This is a genomic window from Peribacillus sp. P4_C12 (genome assembly GCF_056402095.1).
Genome location: NZ_JBFUIB010000066.1, coordinates 1 through 15,729, shown reverse-complemented (window position 1 = coordinate 15,729; position 15,729 = coordinate 1). Strand labels below are relative to the sequence as shown.

Sequence of the window (15,729 nt, the reverse complement as noted above, 5' to 3'; positions counted from 1 at the left end):
GGATTAAAGGGAAGTATAGGTTGAAGAAGGATCATTTTAGTACCAACTATTAATACCAGATGATAGAATTAAATGAATAGTTAGTAATAAAATATTATTATTGTTATGGGGGCCTTAATGATGTTAGATATTCAAAAAATTAAGGAAGTAATTAGACATCGTTATCCATTTCTTTTAGTGGATAGGATTTTGGAACTAGAAGAAGGAAAAAGAGCAGTTGGTATAAAAAATGTTACAGCAAATGAGGATTTTTTTAACGGGCACTTCCCCAATTATCCAGTTATGCCAGGTGTATTAATTGTAGAGGCATTAGCTCAAGTAAGTGCAGTTGTGATGTTAACTAAAGAAGGAAACCAAGGACGATTAGGGCTTTTAGCAGGTATAGATAAATGTCGTTTTAAACAGCAAGTAAAACCAGGAGACCAACTCCTTCTTGAAGTTGAAATCAGGCGATTAAAAGGTCCTATTGGGAAAGGCAAAGGTATAGCTACAGTTGATGGGGAATTAGTTTGCGAAACAGAAATAATATTTGCATTTGGTGATTAAAAGTTATTATTTTTTTGGTAAAAGTTTCCTTCTGGGGACTTTTTTTGTTTAAGAAAGGTACAAATTTCATGTCAACTCTTTTTTTTAAAACATATTTCATATGCGATGACACATGTACTGAACAGGGCTCTTTCGAAGTTCACTTTAATAAACAAGAAAACTGCCTTTAGTATTCATTTTTCACATCTATCTCCATGTTTAACTACGAAATTGATGATGGCATTCTCTTCGTATTTTCTACGATTTAAACGCATTTTTGAGCGGGATTTATTACAAAGCTACAAAAATTCCAAAATTTTTTTGTCCACACAATATGGACAACTATAATTTTATCTATTATTATGATTCTTATAACTATTAGTACAAAAGGATTTAGGTTACTTCTTCGTGTATTTTTGGAGAGGACACATGTATTTTCTTGAAAATGAGTAAAATTCAATATTCTTAAATGCAATGTTTGAGAATAGAGGTAAATCATAAAAAAATCCTGCATTTATTCCAACCATCAATAAGGGGGTATATGAAATGTCTAGTGAAATATTAAATCAATTTTTGAATGAAAATTTGGAAGATTTAAAAGAAAAAGGACTTTACAACGTTATTGATCCGGTAGAAGGTCCAAATGGTCCGGTAATTACCATTGCAGGCAGAGAGTTAATTAATTTATCATCCAATAACTATTTAGGTTTAGCAACAGATCAGAGATTAATAGAGGCATGCATTGAAGCAACGAAAAAATATGGTGTCGGATCCGGTGCGGTTCGTACGATCAACGGAACATTAGATATTCATGTCAAATTAGAAGAAAAGCTTGCCGAATTTAAACATACAGAAGCAGCCATTGCTTACCAATCTGGATTTAATTGTAATATGGCAGCGATTTCAGGAGTGATGGATAAACATGATGCCATTCTTTCAGATGAACTGAATCATGCTTCTATCATTGATGGATGTCGATTATCTAAAGCAAAGATCATTCCCTTTAAACATTCCGACATGGACGATTTACGGACAAAAGCACGTCAAGCAAAGGAGTCCGGATTGTATAACAAAGTCATGATCATTACCGATGGAGTTTTCTCGATGGATGGGGATATTGCCAAGCTTCCTGAAATTGTGGAGATTGCCGAAGAGTTTGATTTAATTACGTATGTTGATGATGCGCATGGTTCGGGTGTATTAGGCAATGGTGCAGGAACAGTAAAACATTTTGGGTTATCGGATAAGGTGGATTTCCAGATTGGAACATTATCCAAAGCCATTGGTGTTGTAGGAGGCTATGTAGCAGGAAAGAAAGATTTAATCGATTGGTTAAAAGTGAGAAGCCGTCCGTTTTTATTTTCAACGGCTGTCACACCAGGAGCAGTTGCAGCTTGTTTAGAAGCCATTGATATTTTGATGAATAGCTCAGATCTTCAAAATAAGCTGTGGGAAAACAGCAATTACTTGAAAAAGGGCCTAAAAGAATTAGGGTTTGATATTGGAGAGAGCGAAACACCGATTACGCCTTGCATAATAGGAGATGAAGCAAAAACACAGCAATTCAGTAAGAGGCTGAATGAAGAAGGTGTGTATGCTAAATCCATCGTATTTCCTACTGTTGCAAAGGGAACAGGAAGAGTGCGGAATATGCCGACAGCTGCTCATACAAAAGAGATGCTGGATCGTGCATTAGCCATTTATGAAAAAGTAGGAAAAGAGATGTCGATTATTTAAGGAATTGCTTGCTGCAGAGTGAAAAAGGGGAGGGATTTTTGATGAAAAAGATCTTAGTAACAGGGGCTTTAGGTCAAATTGGTTCAGAACTAACGCTGAAAATGAGAGAGATTTATGGATTTGACAATGTCATTGCAACAGATATTCGAAAAACAGAAAGCGATATTGTTCAATCAGGTCCATTTGAGATTTTAGATGTTACAGATGAAAAAGCGATGTTTAATATGGCAAAAAAACATGAAGTGGATACGATTATTCATTTAGCTGCATTATTGTCAGCAACAGCTGAAAAGAAGCCTCTTTTAGCCTGGCATTTAAACATGGGCGGATTGGTTAATGCTTTGGAAGCGGCACGAGAACTCGATTGCCAATTATTTACACCTAGTTCTATTGGCGCGTTTGGTCCAACCACGCCTAAAGATTTGACTCCACAAGACATCATTCAACGACCGAATACGATGTACGGAGTGAATAAAGTATCCGGAGAGTTATTATGTGATTATTATCATCATAAATTTGGGGTTGATACGAGAGGTCTTCGATTCCCGGGACTGATTTCGTATGTTACACCTCCTGGCGGTGGAACAACCGACTATGCAGTTGAAATTTTTTATGAAGCGATTAAAAACAAAAGATATACTTCTTACATTGCTGAGGGAACGTATATGGATATGATGTATATGCCTGACGCTTTAGCTGCCATCATTAAATTAATGGAGGCAGATGCCTCAAAATTAAAACATCGGAATTCTTTCAATGTGTCTGCTATGAGCTTTGATCCGGAGCAAATTGCAGCCGAGATTAAAAGGCATATTCCGGAATTTGTCATGAATTATGAGGTCGATCCTGCAAGACAATCTATTGCCGACAGTTGGCCTAATACAATAGATTCAACTTGTGCAAAGGAAGAATGGGGATTTAAGGCGGAATATGATTTGGAGAAAATGACGAGGGATATGCTGATAAAGCTGAGAGTAAAGTCACTTTTAGTTACCGCATAAATAAGCTACTAGCCGAATAAAAGAGTTGTAAAACTCTTTTATTCGAGTTACTATATTCAGATGTTTTGAATTTTTTTTAAACGTTATGTGATGCACCTTTTACAGCCATTAAAAAGTAAGCGCTTTCTATTGGCGTATAAAATTAAACAATCGGTCGATATGCCGTGCATCAAATTTCAACAACTAGTAGTGTAGGGGGAATTAGAATGGCCAACAAAGATTTGAACAGGGAGTTGAAAGGTCGTCATATTCAGATGATTGCTTTGGGCGGTACAATTGGTGTTGGTTTATTTATGGGTTCAGCCAGCGCAATCAAATGGACAGGTCCGTCCGTAATGTTAGCTTATGCAATCTCAGGGATTTTTATATTTTTGATTATGCGTGCAATGGGGGAAATGTTGTATTTAGAGCCAAGTACAGGTTCATTTGCAACATTTGGTTATAAGTATATTCATCCATTAGCAGGGTATATGACTGCATGGAGTAAYTGGTTCCAGTGGGTTATTGTTGGGATGGCTGAAATTATTGCAGTTGGGACGTACATGCAGTATTGGTACCCTGATCTTCCTGCTTGGATTCCAGGTTTGATCGCAATGGTTATTCTAGGAGCAGCGAACCTAATTTCTGTTAAATCTTTTGGTGAAATTGAATTTTGGTTTGCACTGATTAAAATCGTAACAATTATATTAATGATTGTTGCAGGATTTGGACTTATTTTCTTTGGAATTGGTAACGGAGGAGAAGCGATAGGGTTATCAAATCTATGGGAACATGGTGGTTTATTTACAGGCGGTTGGAAAGGGTTCTTCTTTGCTCTTTCACTAGTTGTTGCAGCGTATCAAGGTGTAGAACTAATCGGGATTACAGCTGGGGAAGCGAAAGATCCGCAAAACACGATAACTAAAGCGATTCAAAGTACCATTTGGCGTATTTTAATCTTCTATATCGGTGCGATTTTTATTATTGTAACCGTTTACCCGTGGGATCAACTAAGTTCAATTGGTAGCCCATTTGTTGCAACCTTTGCGAAAGTTGGTATTACAGCAGCAGCTGGAATTATTAATTTTGTCGTAATCACAGCTGCAATGTCAGGCTGCAATAGTGGTATCTACAGTGCAGGACGTATGCTTTATACTTTGGGAATAAATGGACAAGCGCCAAAATTCTTTGCGAAAGTATCTAATAGTGGTGTCCCTTTATTCGGTACGTTCGGTGTGATTGTTGGGTTAGCAATTGGCGTTGTTTTAAGTTATATTGCACCAGAAAATTTATTTGTGCATGTATACAGTGCCAGTGTACTTCCTGGTATGATTCCGTGGTTTGTCATTCTGATTAGTCAAATTCAATTCAGAAAAGTAAAAAGTGCTGAAATGGTCAATCATCCATTCAAGATGCCTTTTGCACCTGTTACAAACTATTTGACCATTGCTTTCTTAATTATGGTATTAATCGGAATGTGGTTTAATGATGAAACACGTATATCGCTTATTGTAGGAATTGGTTTTCTAGGTATCGTTGTAATTAGTTATTACGCTTTTGGAATAGACAAACGTATACCAGTAGATGCTGCTCAGACAGATGATAAAGTGGCTAATCTATAATTCACTTTGGATTATAAATTATTGATTTACTTCAAAACCAGGGTTGCTACGGCAGCCCTTTTTTTTGAAATGAAATGCGTAGATTAGTTCTGATGCAAAGTGGTCGACTAATTTGAGATCATTTGTTATATCCATATTCATAAAAAAGCAGTCTAGGCATTAATCCTAGACTGCTTTTTAAAATACATGATTTAATTAATTAATCTACTTGATGATTAAGACGGAATTTCAATATGCTAGCGGCATACCCTATGAATCCTCCAACAATAGCTGGAATAATCCACCCTAGTCCTACCTCGTACAAAGGAAGAATTGTATTAAAGAAATTATTAATGGATGAAATGTGTATACCGGCTCCATTTAATCCATCAAATAAACTGACAATAAAAGTTAAAAGTAAGCTACCTTGATAAACTTCAGCCTTCCCTTTAAATAAAGAATGAAGGAATGTTAAGAAAATCAATACAATGGCTAATGGATAAATAGCTGTCATTACAGGTACAGAAAATGCAATTAACTGTGTTAGTCCAATATTGGCAACTATTGCACTAAAAATCGATAAACAAATAGCAATTGTTTTGTAAGGTAGCTTTGGAAATAGTTTATGGAAGTACGAAGAACAAGATGTAACAAGTCCTACGCTCGTTGTAATACAAGCTACTGTAATCATTAATCCTAATAATATCCCACCATAAGCTCCAAAATAGTAATCCGAGACTTTTGCTAAGATAATACCTCCATTATCCAAGTGTCCAAGTTTTTCTACACTTGAAGCACCCATGTAAGAAAGAGCTGTATAAATGGTTGCTAGGATAACGGCAGCAATTCCAGTTGCTTTTCCACAAACAATCATAATTTGTTTTTTTGTTTTTGCTCCTTTTTCTTTAATGGCATTAATGATAATGATGCCAAAAACAAAAGATGCAAGAGTATCCATTGTTAAATAACCTTCTCTAAACCCATTAAAAAATGGTTGAACTGTATAGTCCTTAGCAGGTGCTTGAAAATCCCCAATTGGATTAACAAAAGCTACTACTACCAGGATTCCGATGAACGTTAACTTGATAGGTGTTAATATTTTCCCCACAATTTCGACAATTTTCGCGGGATTGAGCGAAAGAAGACACGTAATTGTAAAAAAGATGATTGTGAAAATAAGCAAAGGAAGCGGCCCAGCATTTTCGGGTAAGAATGGTTTTACACCTATTTCAAAAGAAACGTTTCCTGTTCTAGGCATTGCAAATAATGGACCGATTGCTAAGTAAAGAACGGTTGTGAATACAATCCCAAACACAGGATGTACGCGGCTTGCTAATGATTGTAAATCATCTTTCCCAGAAAAACCAAGTGCCAACACACCTAGTAACGGTAATCCAACCCCTGTTACTAAAAACCCGGCATTAGCAGTCCAGATATTCATTCCTGCTGATTGACCAAGCATCGGCGGGAAAATTAAGTTTCCTGCCCCAAAGAATAGTGCGAATAACATGAAACCAATCACTACTATAAATGAAGATGGTACTTTATTAGACAAATTAAAACCTCCATAATAACTAAAATTTACTATTTTTAAAAAATATTAAATTTTCTAAAAATTAAACACGAACAAAATTAATTAGAACGTATCGTATTATAACCAGATAATTTTAATATTTCAATATAAAATTTAATTTTTATTATATACMCTATTGACTAGATAGTCTACGTTGATTCCATTTAGGAATTAGTTGACAGTATTTTATAACCGAGAGCGGCATAATTTTTTTTCAATAATAATAAAACATTTAAAATAGGAGGTAATTTGCTTGATTTTCTAGATGGATATCGAAAGTTTGAGCGAGAGAATGTATTAGGAACTGATGTTAAAATAGATTAAAGAGAACGATTTCAAAGGGGGATAAGATTGAAAATAAAGATATTTTTTTCGTTTATAATTTGTATAGCATTTTTAATTGGTTGTTCAAAAGAACAAACATTTGAAGATTTCTTTCACAAATCGATAGATGAAATGCACTTAGGGGAAAAGGATTATTCTTATTCGCTCGTTCATAAGCAAATGAATGTGGTGCATGAAGATGATGCCATTGCAGTATTTAAAGAGAATAATGCACAAGGGGAACAAATATTTATTGCTTACTTTGAAAAAGAAAATGATAAATGGGAATGGAAACAAACAAGAGGAGCAGAATGGAATACACCTGTTAAATGGTCTTCAATGAACCAAGTTCCATACATTTATTCAGGAGCAATTAGTGATAATTCTATTTCTGAAATATATGCAGGTGATGAACCAGCGAAAATCATCAAGGTCGAAGGTGATAGAAGGTTTTGGTATGCCATCAGTGATGTCAAAGATATAGAAGTAAAGGTAGTAAAAAAAGATGGTGCTGAAGAAATCATTGAAGAAATCGACCAAGAGCTTTTAAAGGAATGGGATAAGTAAAGTGGTACAAATAAAATTAATATACGACTAACGGGTGCAATCATTCTTTAAAGAGATATGACGAAATGTACTTTTTTGTATGTAACAAACAGGGCGGTTAGTTAGTTATCAGAAGGAAAATAATCAGTTGAATTTCTTGTTGAATTAGTTGGTGCTCTACTTGAATAACAGAGCAGGGTTCGTTTATGAATCCTATTCCAAATGGTTTAAAAAAAACTGCGAATTAACGAGTATTCGTGAGCGTTATCGTATTTAACTGAGGGAGTTTAAGAAATACTGAAGTTTAAACGTTGCAAGATAAATTCCAATAATAAGGTAAATTAAAGGCAGGAAACAACTTCCTGCCAATGATCATTATTTGGTGTGGTTACTTCCTTTTTTGACTTTTCAATTTGTTCATTTCAAGTTCCGCAGCATATTCTTCTTGTGATTTTCCTTGCTTTTGACTTTCAGATTGAATTTTTTTGAACTTATTATCATTTAGATTAGGCATATAAACACCTCCTTTGAACATAAGTATTTTGTACAAACTTATGAGTATTATTCGATGATTCGCTATAAGAGGAGTAGTTGGGGATAATTACCTTAAATAATTTACCGGAAAATTATTTAACATTTAGGCATCAATCGTTTAACACGAAATAACTTATGAAAATGGAGGGGAATAAATATGACACAATCCGTATTAAAAATGTACAACTACCACGTGTGGGCAAATGGAGTCATAATTGATCGTTTAAAAGAACTTCCACAGGAAATTTATCATCAGGAAATTCAAAGTGGTTTTTCTTCTGTATCAAAGGTGTTGTCTCACATTTATCTCACAGATTACGCATGGTTTGACATAATATCAGGTAAAAGTATGAATGAAGCAATGGGGTCTACGGATCAATTAAGAAAAGAGGTGGAAACGAAAAGTATTGAGGAAATGAAAAAAATATTTCTAGACTTATCTGAGCGAAACAAAGCACTTCTGAACAGTCAAAAAGATTTTGAAAAATTGATTGTGGTGGATAATCCATATGCTGGGTTGCTTGAAACTTCTATTTCTGAATCGGTACTACACGTTGTTACTCACGGATCATATCACCGTGGCAATATAGCTACCATGTTGCGTCAAAGGGGGCACACCTCTGTTATGCAAGATTTTGGACTTTACCTATATTCCAATTAGAACAGAGTAGCTCAAGCACAAAATCCTCATTAATTGGAAAAGTTCTTTCACTAACGAGTGCTCTACTTCAATAAGGGAGTGGCGTGGGCAACTCTTTTTCTTATGGGGCTAAAGGTTAAGGGTAGTTGCATAAGATTTTTTTTACTTTATAATTAGTACCAGGTATTAATATCAGTTATAAAATTGATGCAATTCATAACACGAGGTGGCTATTTTATGTTCAAATCCAAAGCACGTATTACTGCGATAGGTTCTTATGTTCCAGAAAAAAGGTTAACAAATAAGGACTTAGAAAAAATGATTGAAACCAATGATGAATGGATTGTTAAACGTACTGGTATTAAAGAACGAAGAATTTCACATGAAGAAGAGTTTACTAGTGATATAAGTTATAAAGCTGTAAAGGATTTAATGGAACGGTATGATAAATCAGTCGAAGATGTTGATATGATTATTGTCTGTACCTTTTCACCTGATTTCAACACACCAAGTGTAGCTTCTTTAGTCCAAGCAAAGCTAGGTATTAAGAATACTGGAGCTATTGATTTAAACGCTGCTTGTGCAGGATTTACTTATGGGTTGCATGTAGCTAATGGATTAGTAACATCTGGTTTAAACAAGAAAGTTCTTGTTATTGGAGCTGATACTTTATCTAAAATTATGGACTATGAAGATCGAGCCACTTGTATTTTATTTGGAGATGGTGGAGGAGCAGTTCTTGTAGAATATGATGAACAACAACCAAGTTTTATTTCTTCACATTTATATTCGGAAGGAGCAGGCGGAAAACATTTATATAGTACAAACCTATCGACACGTATAAATGGTGAAGACTTAAATAATAGTGGTAACCTTGTACAAAATGGACGTGAGGTTTATAAATGGGCTGTTACTACTGTTCCAAAAGGAATGCAAACTGTGATGAAAAATACTGAATTTCATTTGAATGATGTTGATTGGTTTGTTCCGCATAGTGCAAATTTAAGAATGATTGAGTCAATATGTGATAGAAGTGGTTTTCCAATTGAGCGTACATTATATAGCTTAGTGGAGTATGGAAATACTTCCTCAGCATCAATACCATTAGCTTTAGATATAGGAGTAAGTGAAGGARAGCTCAGTAATGGTGAGAAGATTTTATTATATGGTTTCGGTGGTGGATTAGCACAAGCAGGATTGCTTATCAATTGGACCCTATAACGCTTTTTTTCTTCAACTAACCGGTGCTTTACTTAAAAATCAAGAGCTACTGATCAGCAGTTTATTTTCTTATTGAGCTAATGGAGCCCGTTTAATTTAACAAGGATACTAAACAAAGACATCGTACTATTAGGTATGGTGTCTTTGAATTATCTTAAGGGAATTTCAAAATCTCCAAAAAGGACGGAAGCCCGCTTTTAGTAAGATGTTTGGGTTGGTGAGTGATAAGTTGAATGGGGCCAAAATATCATGTTTACTCCTATATTTAGTGGGAATGCTATTTACAGTAAATATCCCTGAAATTTGAGGAGGACAATTTAACATGCTTGATGCTAAGACCATAGAAATCGTTCAGTCAACAGCACCTGTTCTCAAGGAACATAGTAAACCAATAGGAAAGAGATTTTATGAATTACTATTTTCAAAAGCTCCTGATTTGTATAACCTTTTTAACCAAACGAACCAAAAAAGAGGCATTCAACAGGAGGCCTTAGGGTATGCGGTCTATGCTGCAGGTGAACATATTACGAACCTTGAAGCGATAAAACCTGTAATTAAAAGAGTTACTGAGAAACATCGTGCCATAGGGGTAAAGCCTGAACAGTATCCGGTTGTAGGTGAAACGTTGCTTCAAGCAGTTAAAGACGTATTAGGTGACGCAGCCACAGATGAAATCATAGAGGCATGGGGAAAGGCCTATGGCTATATTGCAGATGCCTTTATTGATATTGAAAAAAACCTCTATGAGGAAACAGAACATCAGCCTGGTGGATGGGAAGGATACCGAAGCTTCAATATCGATAAAAAGATAAAAGAAAGTGATGCGGTAACCTCCTTTTACCTAAAGCCTACAGACGGAAAACCCATTGCCTCCTATCATGCTGGGCAATACCTAACACTAAAGGCGGAAATTCCTGGCGAGAAATATACGCATATACGCCATTACAGTCTTTCGGATTCACCTGGTAAGAATTACTACCGAATCAGTGTTAAACGTGAAGATGCCCATGGAGATGCTCCATCTGGAATTGTATCTAACTATTTACATAGACAGCTGCAAGTTGGAGATACGCTGCAATTTTCTGCTCCTGCAGGTGACTTCGAACTTGATAACACAAATTTACCTGTCGTTCTAATTAGTGGCGGTATTGGAATTACACCATTGCTTAGCATGTTAAATACCATTATAGAAAAACAACCACAACGTCAGGTTACGTTTATCCATGCAACAAGCAACAGCCAAACACATGCCTTTAAAGAGCATCTGCAACAAATAGCGAATGATCATCAACATATAAAATCATTTGTAGTCTATGCTGCACCAACCGAAGCCGATCGAACCTCTGGACATTTTGATAAAGAAGGATACATGGGTTTAGACTTCCTGCAATCTATCGTTCCATCAAAAGAAGCTAATTTTTATTTCTGCGGACCTATTCCTTTTATGGAAGCAATCAATGAGGCCCTAAGTAAATGGAGTGTATCGAAAGAACATATTCATTATGAAGTATTTAGTCCACTCGCTATTTTAGGAGAAAAATAAGTAAACTAAATTTGTGAATAAAAAGGGTCTTTGATAGAAGGTCCTTTTTCATGGCTAATAAGAACAAAGGGAAGTCTGGAAATACTATTTATTAATAACACAAGAAGGAGAAAGGATTATGAAGAATAACGAAAGCGATCTCCCGACAGGATTAGCTAAACCTGCACAACGAGCACTCGCTGGAGCTGGGTACTTGTAACTTGAGCAGTTTCCTAAGCTAAGTGAAGCAGAGGTCTTGCAGCTACATGGTATGGGAACTAAAGGCAAATTCGTCGTTCTCTTTCTGAGAAAGGGTTAGCGTTCGCCAACGGTTCTTGAAAAACCTTTGTTGTACTTATTACATTAGGATGAGAGGTACTGGGTATCTCCTTTTTTTGTTGCGAGCAGGATTATCGAAAAAAGCAACGAATAGTAGGGTAATGAACATAAAATAAACGAGTGAGGGTGAATTTGATGGGAGTTCAAGCAGAAAAGATCTTTGTTAACTTGCCTGTTAAAGATTTGAATGCCTCAATAGAATTTTTCACAAAAGTTGGCTTTGACTTTAACGAGCAAATGACCAATGAAAATGCAACGTGTGTGGTTATCAGTGAGACTATATATGTCATGTTATTGGTTGAAGATTACTTTAAAACGTTTACCAAGAGAGAAATCCCGGATACAGCAAAAAGTACGGAAGCTATTGTGGCATTATCGGTTAAAAGTAAGGGAGAAGTGGATGAGATCGTGAATAAAGCCCTGGATGCTGGAGGAAAGCCCTTTAATGAAGCCATTGATCATGGGTTCATGTACGGTTGGAGCTTTCAGGATATAGACGGACATCTTTGGGAGATATTTTACATGGATGAAAGCGGATTTAATCAAAATTAAATCTAGTTCAAGACACAATCCTTCACTAAGGACTGTGTCTTTTTTTGAAGTTCAGTGTCGTACCTGAGTCAACATGATTACCTGCTTGTTGAAGTATAAAATAACAATTTATACTTATGATACAATATAAGGGAAAATGTAAAGGCGGGTACAAAAAGTGACGACAATTTACGATATTGCAAAAAAAGCGAATGTATCACCGATGACTGTATCGAGAGTCATTAATAATAAAGGAAATATCAGTGAAAAGACTAGAGAAAAAGTAGAAGCTGTTATAAAAGAGTTAAACTATATACCGAATTCAGCTGCTCAAAGTTTGAATATTAAAAAAACCAAGTTACTTTCATTAATCATAACTGACATCACTAACCCCTTTTTTACAAAGGTTGCAAGAGGCGCTGCGGATAAGGCTAATCAAATGGGATATCAGCTTATTTTATGTAATACAGATGAAAACTACGAAAAAGAAAGTGAGTATATCAATGCATTAATTTCTAAAAGGGTAGATGGCGTAATTATTGCTCCTACAGGTGATCAATCGACCAAAAACTTAAAGAAACTTATTAAAAACAGAATTCCATTTACATTAATAGATAGGCAAATTGAAGATGTTTCGTGTGATAGAGTACTTGGAGATAACTATGAAGGGACAAAATTGCTTCTTCAGCATTTAATTGATTATGGTCATCAAAGAATAGCAATGGTTCATGGCCCACTTACGATTTCCACTTCGAAAGAACGGTATCAGGCGTATATTGAAACGTTAAAAATTAATGATTTAAAGATAGATCCCGCTTTCCTAGTAGAGACTCATTATAAACAAGAAAAGCAATGGAATGGAATCGCTCATTTGGTTAATGTTTCTCCTGCTGATCGTCCAACAGCGATTTTTGCAGCGAATAATTTCATTGCCATTAAAATTATAAAAAGTTTACGAGAAAAAAAGATTAAAGTTCCAGAAGACATTGCCGTCGTTTGCTTTGACGATTTAGAATTATTTTCAGACTTTGATCCTTTTTTGACTGTATCTTCGCAGCCTGCCTATGACTTTGGATATTTAGGAACACAATTAGTGATTGAAAGAGTAGATGAAGTCGGTCCAGCTGATTATCGAACAATAAATTTAAAGCCTGAATTGGTAATCAGAAAATCATCTGGAACTCCTATAAAATAATAGGAGTTTTTTTATTTTTGACTCTATTAACGTCTGCTGTGGAGATTAACACAAATGAAAAAACCACCTAATAACCTAATAGAAGGTGAGCCTTTTCTATTTATTCAAATATCTGTACATGACTTATTCAAGTAATTCAGCACCGTAAGAATTATCAATTATGCAACGCCAGGTACCTGTCGAATCCTTTTTAAAAACATAGGTAGCCATTCTTTCCATTGAGAATGCCGAATCAGTCTTTTGATTGGCACTCAGAAGGGCTTTTGCTACAACTAATGCCGTATCACCTGTTTCAATTATTGCCATCTTTTCTTGATTAACAATTAAACTATGATTAAAATAATCAGCGATAGCAACGAATGCCCGACGTATTTCTTCTTTGCCTTTAGCTAACGTTCCAGGTTTTACAACTAAGGTAGCATCCTCTGAATAGAAATCCATTAATTGATCGAAATCCTCATTATTTATTGCTCGGTCTGCATTCTTTATTACAAGTTCTAACTCATGAATTTGCATATTTGCCCTCCTATCAAGCTAGGTAAATTATAGGGATTCCAATTTACCCCTTGGTGAAGAATATTCGACTGTCTTGTTGTGGAATCCTTCTCTTGGACAAATAAGAAAAATCAACATCATTACCATAAAGCCATTTTTGAAGGGCAATCTGCCTATAGGGTAGCAATGAAAATAATTACCGTAGCAAACCATCCTAGTTATTACAGCTAAAGGTGAATTATTAGCTTCTTTCTATTTTGATAAAGTAAAGAAATAGAAAGAAGGCGTTAATGTGTAAAAATGTGTCAGACAGCAAGCATAGGCCTACTGTCTACCTTCTAATAAAAATCCCCTAATTTCCTCTAACGGTATTTCTACATTGATAGCCATTTGAATGAGTTCAATCCATTCTGTATCTAATTCTTCTACTCTGTCATTTGTCTGAAGTAACATTACCTATTCCTCCGTTGAAGAGGTAGCTCAGCTATCATAGTCAATCTGACCTTAGACCTGTTAGCTTTGCGTCCTAACCTTTCGATTAGTTTGCCGTTTTCTCATTTTATTATAGTTATATATTACTATCTAGATAGTGCTAATGTTGTCGTAAATTGTAGAAATGTAATTATTATTCTTTAAAAACTAAAGTTAATTAACGAAAATTAACGAGGTTGAGTGCCTTTTAGGTTCACCATAACATTTAAAATGATGGTATTATTAGTTTTATTTAACACAGCCTTTAGATAAAAAATTTTCTTCCCTTATTCAATAATCTGTCCCTATTGTTGAATAACGTGACACGGGTTTTTAACCGAAAAAAAATTCTATAACGAGGGTAAGAGTATAGGTTCGGTGGTGCGGTTACGCAAACGGAAATTTAGTGCCTAATTCCACTGGGATAAAGGTTTTTGGAAATATTTGTAGAATAAACATCTATAATAGATAAAGTAAATTCATTGTCTGTTATTGAACTAAAGGGTAGGGTAGTTGAAGGGGAGATTTGTAGTGAAAAGAACAGGAATTTTTATGGGATTAATAGTTATCATTGGTGTTGTACTTTATTTTGTACTTGCACAACCGAAACTTGAAGCAAATTTATTAGGGACTGGGTTGGAACAAAAAGTAGTGGTAATCACTTTGGGAAATGATGGATTTCAAGATATTGAATTGCTTGATATTCGAATAAATGGAGCAGAGAAACCTGAAATAGCGAAAGTACAAGTAGATGAATCGGGAAAAGGTTTTGTTCTTTCCGATACATTTATGGATGAAGGTTATATTTTTAAAGACTATGATACGGTAAAGATAGAAACTGGAACAGCAATCAAAGATGTTGAGTTCCAATCTAAATATGGGCTTTCAGTAAAAGATGATGTTGAAATTAATTCTGTAACTATTCTTTATAAATACTTAGGTATAGAATTTGAAGAAAATGTGCAAATAAATTAATAAATGGGGGCTTTAGTGAGAATATTTGGTTCTCGATATATAACAGGAATAATAGAGTGATGTCTACACGTCCGCAGAAACTACTCAATTTATTTTACCTTAAATCCACAATAAAATTTAACATGCCATTTTAATTGAAGGAAACATCCATTTTTAATAGAATGTAAGACTTTAAATAAGAGGAGGATGATCAGTTTGGAGAGAAGAGCTTTACTGGTATCTCGATTACCAGAATATGAAGAAGAAATTGGCCGGTGGCTATGGTGTTTAGAAGATGTTCGCCGTACTCTTTTAACAGAATTAACTGGAATCAGCCAAAGGATGCTCGACACAAAAATGGATGAAAGACAAACGATTGGCTCGCTGTTATATCACATTGCATTGGTCGAGGCAGATTGGTTATATGAAGAGGTTCTTGTTACTGAATGGGATTCTGAAATACGCTCGTTGTTTCCGTTAGAATGCCGTTCTGAGGAGGGCTCTTTAACCCATATTGAGGGACAAAGTTTAGAAGAACATG

At 35.3% G+C, this 15,729-nt stretch carries 15 protein-coding genes, 1 pseudogene and 1 riboswitch; of the genes and pseudogenes, 12 read left to right on the top strand and 4 right to left on the bottom strand.

Annotation, left to right across the window (positions count from 1 at the left end):
* The first annotated feature begins 120 nt into the window (after positions 1–120).
* The 4 genes from fabZ (at position 121) to AC1DUW_RS11905 (ending at position 4,864) form a co-directional block, all read left to right on the top strand.
* Positions 121–546 (top strand): 3-hydroxyacyl-ACP dehydratase FabZ, encoded by a 426-nt coding sequence (gene fabZ / locus AC1DUW_RS11920; RefSeq protein ID WP_053347622.1) that lies wholly within the window; start codon positions 121–123, stop codon positions 544–546.
* Positions 547–1,071: 525 nt separating this feature from the next.
* Complete coding sequence (locus AC1DUW_RS11915) at positions 1,072–2,262, top strand: glycine C-acetyltransferase (protein ID WP_053347621.1); 1,191 nt, start codon at positions 1,072–1,074, stop codon at positions 2,260–2,262.
* Positions 2,263–2,303: 41 nt separating this feature from the next.
* Positions 2,304–3,263 (top strand): L-threonine 3-dehydrogenase, encoded by a 960-nt coding sequence (locus AC1DUW_RS11910; protein WP_053347620.1) that lies wholly within the window; start codon positions 2,304–2,306, stop codon positions 3,261–3,263.
* 206 nt (positions 3,264–3,469) lie between these two features.
* Complete coding sequence (locus AC1DUW_RS11905) at positions 3,470–4,864, top strand: amino acid permease (RefSeq protein WP_053347619.1); 1,395 nt, start codon at positions 3,470–3,472, stop codon at positions 4,862–4,864.
* A gap of 199 nt (positions 4,865–5,063) precedes the next feature.
* Here the strand turns inward: AC1DUW_RS11905 and brnQ are convergent, their stop codons facing one another.
* Positions 5,064–6,398: a branched-chain amino acid transport system II carrier protein gene (gene brnQ / locus AC1DUW_RS11900; RefSeq protein ID WP_053347618.1), complete on the bottom strand. Its 1,335-nt coding sequence runs from the start codon at positions 6,396–6,398 to the stop codon at positions 5,064–5,066.
* Positions 6,399–6,767: 369 nt separating this feature from the next.
* On the opposite strand from brnQ, the gene AC1DUW_RS11895 reads away from it, so the two are divergent.
* Entirely contained in the window at positions 6,768–7,307 is a 540-nt protein-coding gene (locus AC1DUW_RS11895; RefSeq protein ID WP_152952316.1) for a hypothetical protein, read from the top strand.
* 367 nt (positions 7,308–7,674) lie between these two features.
* On the opposite strand, the gene AC1DUW_RS11890 is transcribed toward AC1DUW_RS11895, so the two are convergent.
* Complete coding sequence (locus tag AC1DUW_RS11890) at positions 7,675–7,800, bottom strand: hypothetical protein (RefSeq protein ID WP_255263999.1); 126 nt, start codon at positions 7,798–7,800, stop codon at positions 7,675–7,677.
* A 177-nt stretch (positions 7,801–7,977) separates the two neighbouring features.
* On the opposite strand from AC1DUW_RS11890, the gene AC1DUW_RS11885 reads away from it, so the two are divergent.
* The 5 genes from AC1DUW_RS11885 to AC1DUW_RS11865 all read left to right on the top strand — a co-directional run bounded on the left by AC1DUW_RS11885 (position 7,978) and on the right by AC1DUW_RS11865 (position 13,268).
* On the top strand, positions 7,978–8,481 hold the full coding sequence (locus AC1DUW_RS11885) for a DinB family protein (protein WP_053347617.1): 504 nt from the start codon (positions 7,978–7,980) through the stop codon (positions 8,479–8,481).
* Positions 8,482–8,697: 216 nt separating this feature from the next.
* Positions 8,698–9,681: a beta-ketoacyl-ACP synthase 3 gene (locus AC1DUW_RS11880; RefSeq protein ID WP_477642600.1), complete on the top strand. Its 984-nt coding sequence runs from the start codon at positions 8,698–8,700 to the stop codon at positions 9,679–9,681.
* A 322-nt stretch (positions 9,682–10,003) separates the two neighbouring features.
* Positions 10,004–11,224, top strand: a complete 1,221-nt coding sequence (gene hmpA / locus AC1DUW_RS11875; protein WP_053347615.1) for an NO-inducible flavohemoprotein — start codon at positions 10,004–10,006, stop codon at positions 11,222–11,224.
* Between the two features lie 453 nt (positions 11,225–11,677).
* Positions 11,678–12,094: a VOC family protein gene (locus tag AC1DUW_RS11870; protein ID WP_053347614.1), complete on the top strand. Its 417-nt coding sequence runs from the start codon at positions 11,678–11,680 to the stop codon at positions 12,092–12,094.
* Between the two features lie 157 nt (positions 12,095–12,251).
* Positions 12,252–13,268: a LacI family DNA-binding transcriptional regulator gene (locus AC1DUW_RS11865; RefSeq protein ID WP_053347613.1), complete on the top strand. Its 1,017-nt coding sequence runs from the start codon at positions 12,252–12,254 to the stop codon at positions 13,266–13,268.
* A gap of 123 nt (positions 13,269–13,391) precedes the next feature.
* Here the strand turns inward: AC1DUW_RS11865 and AC1DUW_RS11860 are convergent, their stop codons facing one another.
* Both AC1DUW_RS11860 and AC1DUW_RS11855 read right to left on the bottom strand, forming a co-directional pair.
* Positions 13,392–13,784 (bottom strand): YybH family protein, encoded by a 393-nt coding sequence (locus AC1DUW_RS11860; RefSeq protein WP_053347612.1) that lies wholly within the window; start codon positions 13,782–13,784, stop codon positions 13,392–13,394.
* A gap of 303 nt (positions 13,785–14,087) precedes the next feature.
* Positions 14,088–14,216, bottom strand: a complete 129-nt coding sequence (locus AC1DUW_RS11855) for a hypothetical protein (protein ID WP_255264000.1) — start codon at positions 14,214–14,216, stop codon at positions 14,088–14,090.
* 18 nt (positions 14,217–14,234) lie between these two features.
* Positions 14,235–14,321: riboswitch (cyclic di-GMP riboswitch) on the bottom strand.
* Positions 14,322–14,765: 444 nt separating this feature from the next.
* Here AC1DUW_RS11855 and AC1DUW_RS11850 point away from each other — a divergent pair.
* Together AC1DUW_RS11850 and AC1DUW_RS11845 are read left to right on the top strand one after the other, a co-directional pair.
* Positions 14,766–15,209 carry a hypothetical protein gene (locus AC1DUW_RS11850; protein ID WP_053347611.1) on the top strand — a complete coding sequence of 148 codons (444 nt, stop codon included), beginning with the start codon at positions 14,766–14,768 and terminating at the stop codon, positions 15,207–15,209.
* Between the two features lie 195 nt (positions 15,210–15,404).
* A pseudogene (locus AC1DUW_RS11845) lies at positions 15,405–15,729 on the top strand (DinB family protein); the annotation flags it as partial.

What these genes read in the sequence shown, in the direction of transcription:
- fabZ (WP_053347622.1), top strand. Translation starts at nt 121, where the DNA reads ATGTTAGATATTCAAAAAATTAAGGAAGTAATTAGACATCGTTATCCA.
- AC1DUW_RS11915 (WP_053347621.1), top strand. Translation starts at nt 1,072, where the DNA reads ATGTCTAGTGAAATATTAAATCAATTTTTGAATGAAAATTTGGAAGAT.
- AC1DUW_RS11910 (WP_053347620.1), top strand. Translation starts at nt 2,304, where the DNA reads ATGAAAAAGATCTTAGTAACAGGGGCTTTAGGTCAAATTGGTTCAGAA.
- AC1DUW_RS11890 (WP_255263999.1), bottom strand. Translation starts at nt 7,800, where the DNA reads ATGCCTAATCTAAATGATAATAAGTTCAAAAAAATTCAATCTGAAAGT.
- AC1DUW_RS11885 (WP_053347617.1), top strand. Translation starts at nt 7,978, where the DNA reads ATGACACAATCCGTATTAAAAATGTACAACTACCACGTGTGGGCAAAT.
- hmpA (WP_053347615.1), top strand. Translation starts at nt 10,004, where the DNA reads ATGCTTGATGCTAAGACCATAGAAATCGTTCAGTCAACAGCACCTGTT.
- AC1DUW_RS11870 (WP_053347614.1), top strand. Translation starts at nt 11,678, where the DNA reads ATGGGAGTTCAAGCAGAAAAGATCTTTGTTAACTTGCCTGTTAAAGAT.
- AC1DUW_RS11860 (WP_053347612.1), bottom strand. Translation starts at nt 13,784, where the DNA reads ATGCAAATTCATGAGTTAGAACTTGTAATAAAGAATGCAGACCGAGCA.
- AC1DUW_RS11855 (WP_255264000.1), bottom strand. Translation starts at nt 14,216, where the DNA reads ATGTTACTTCAGACAAATGACAGAGTAGAAGAATTAGATACAGAATGG.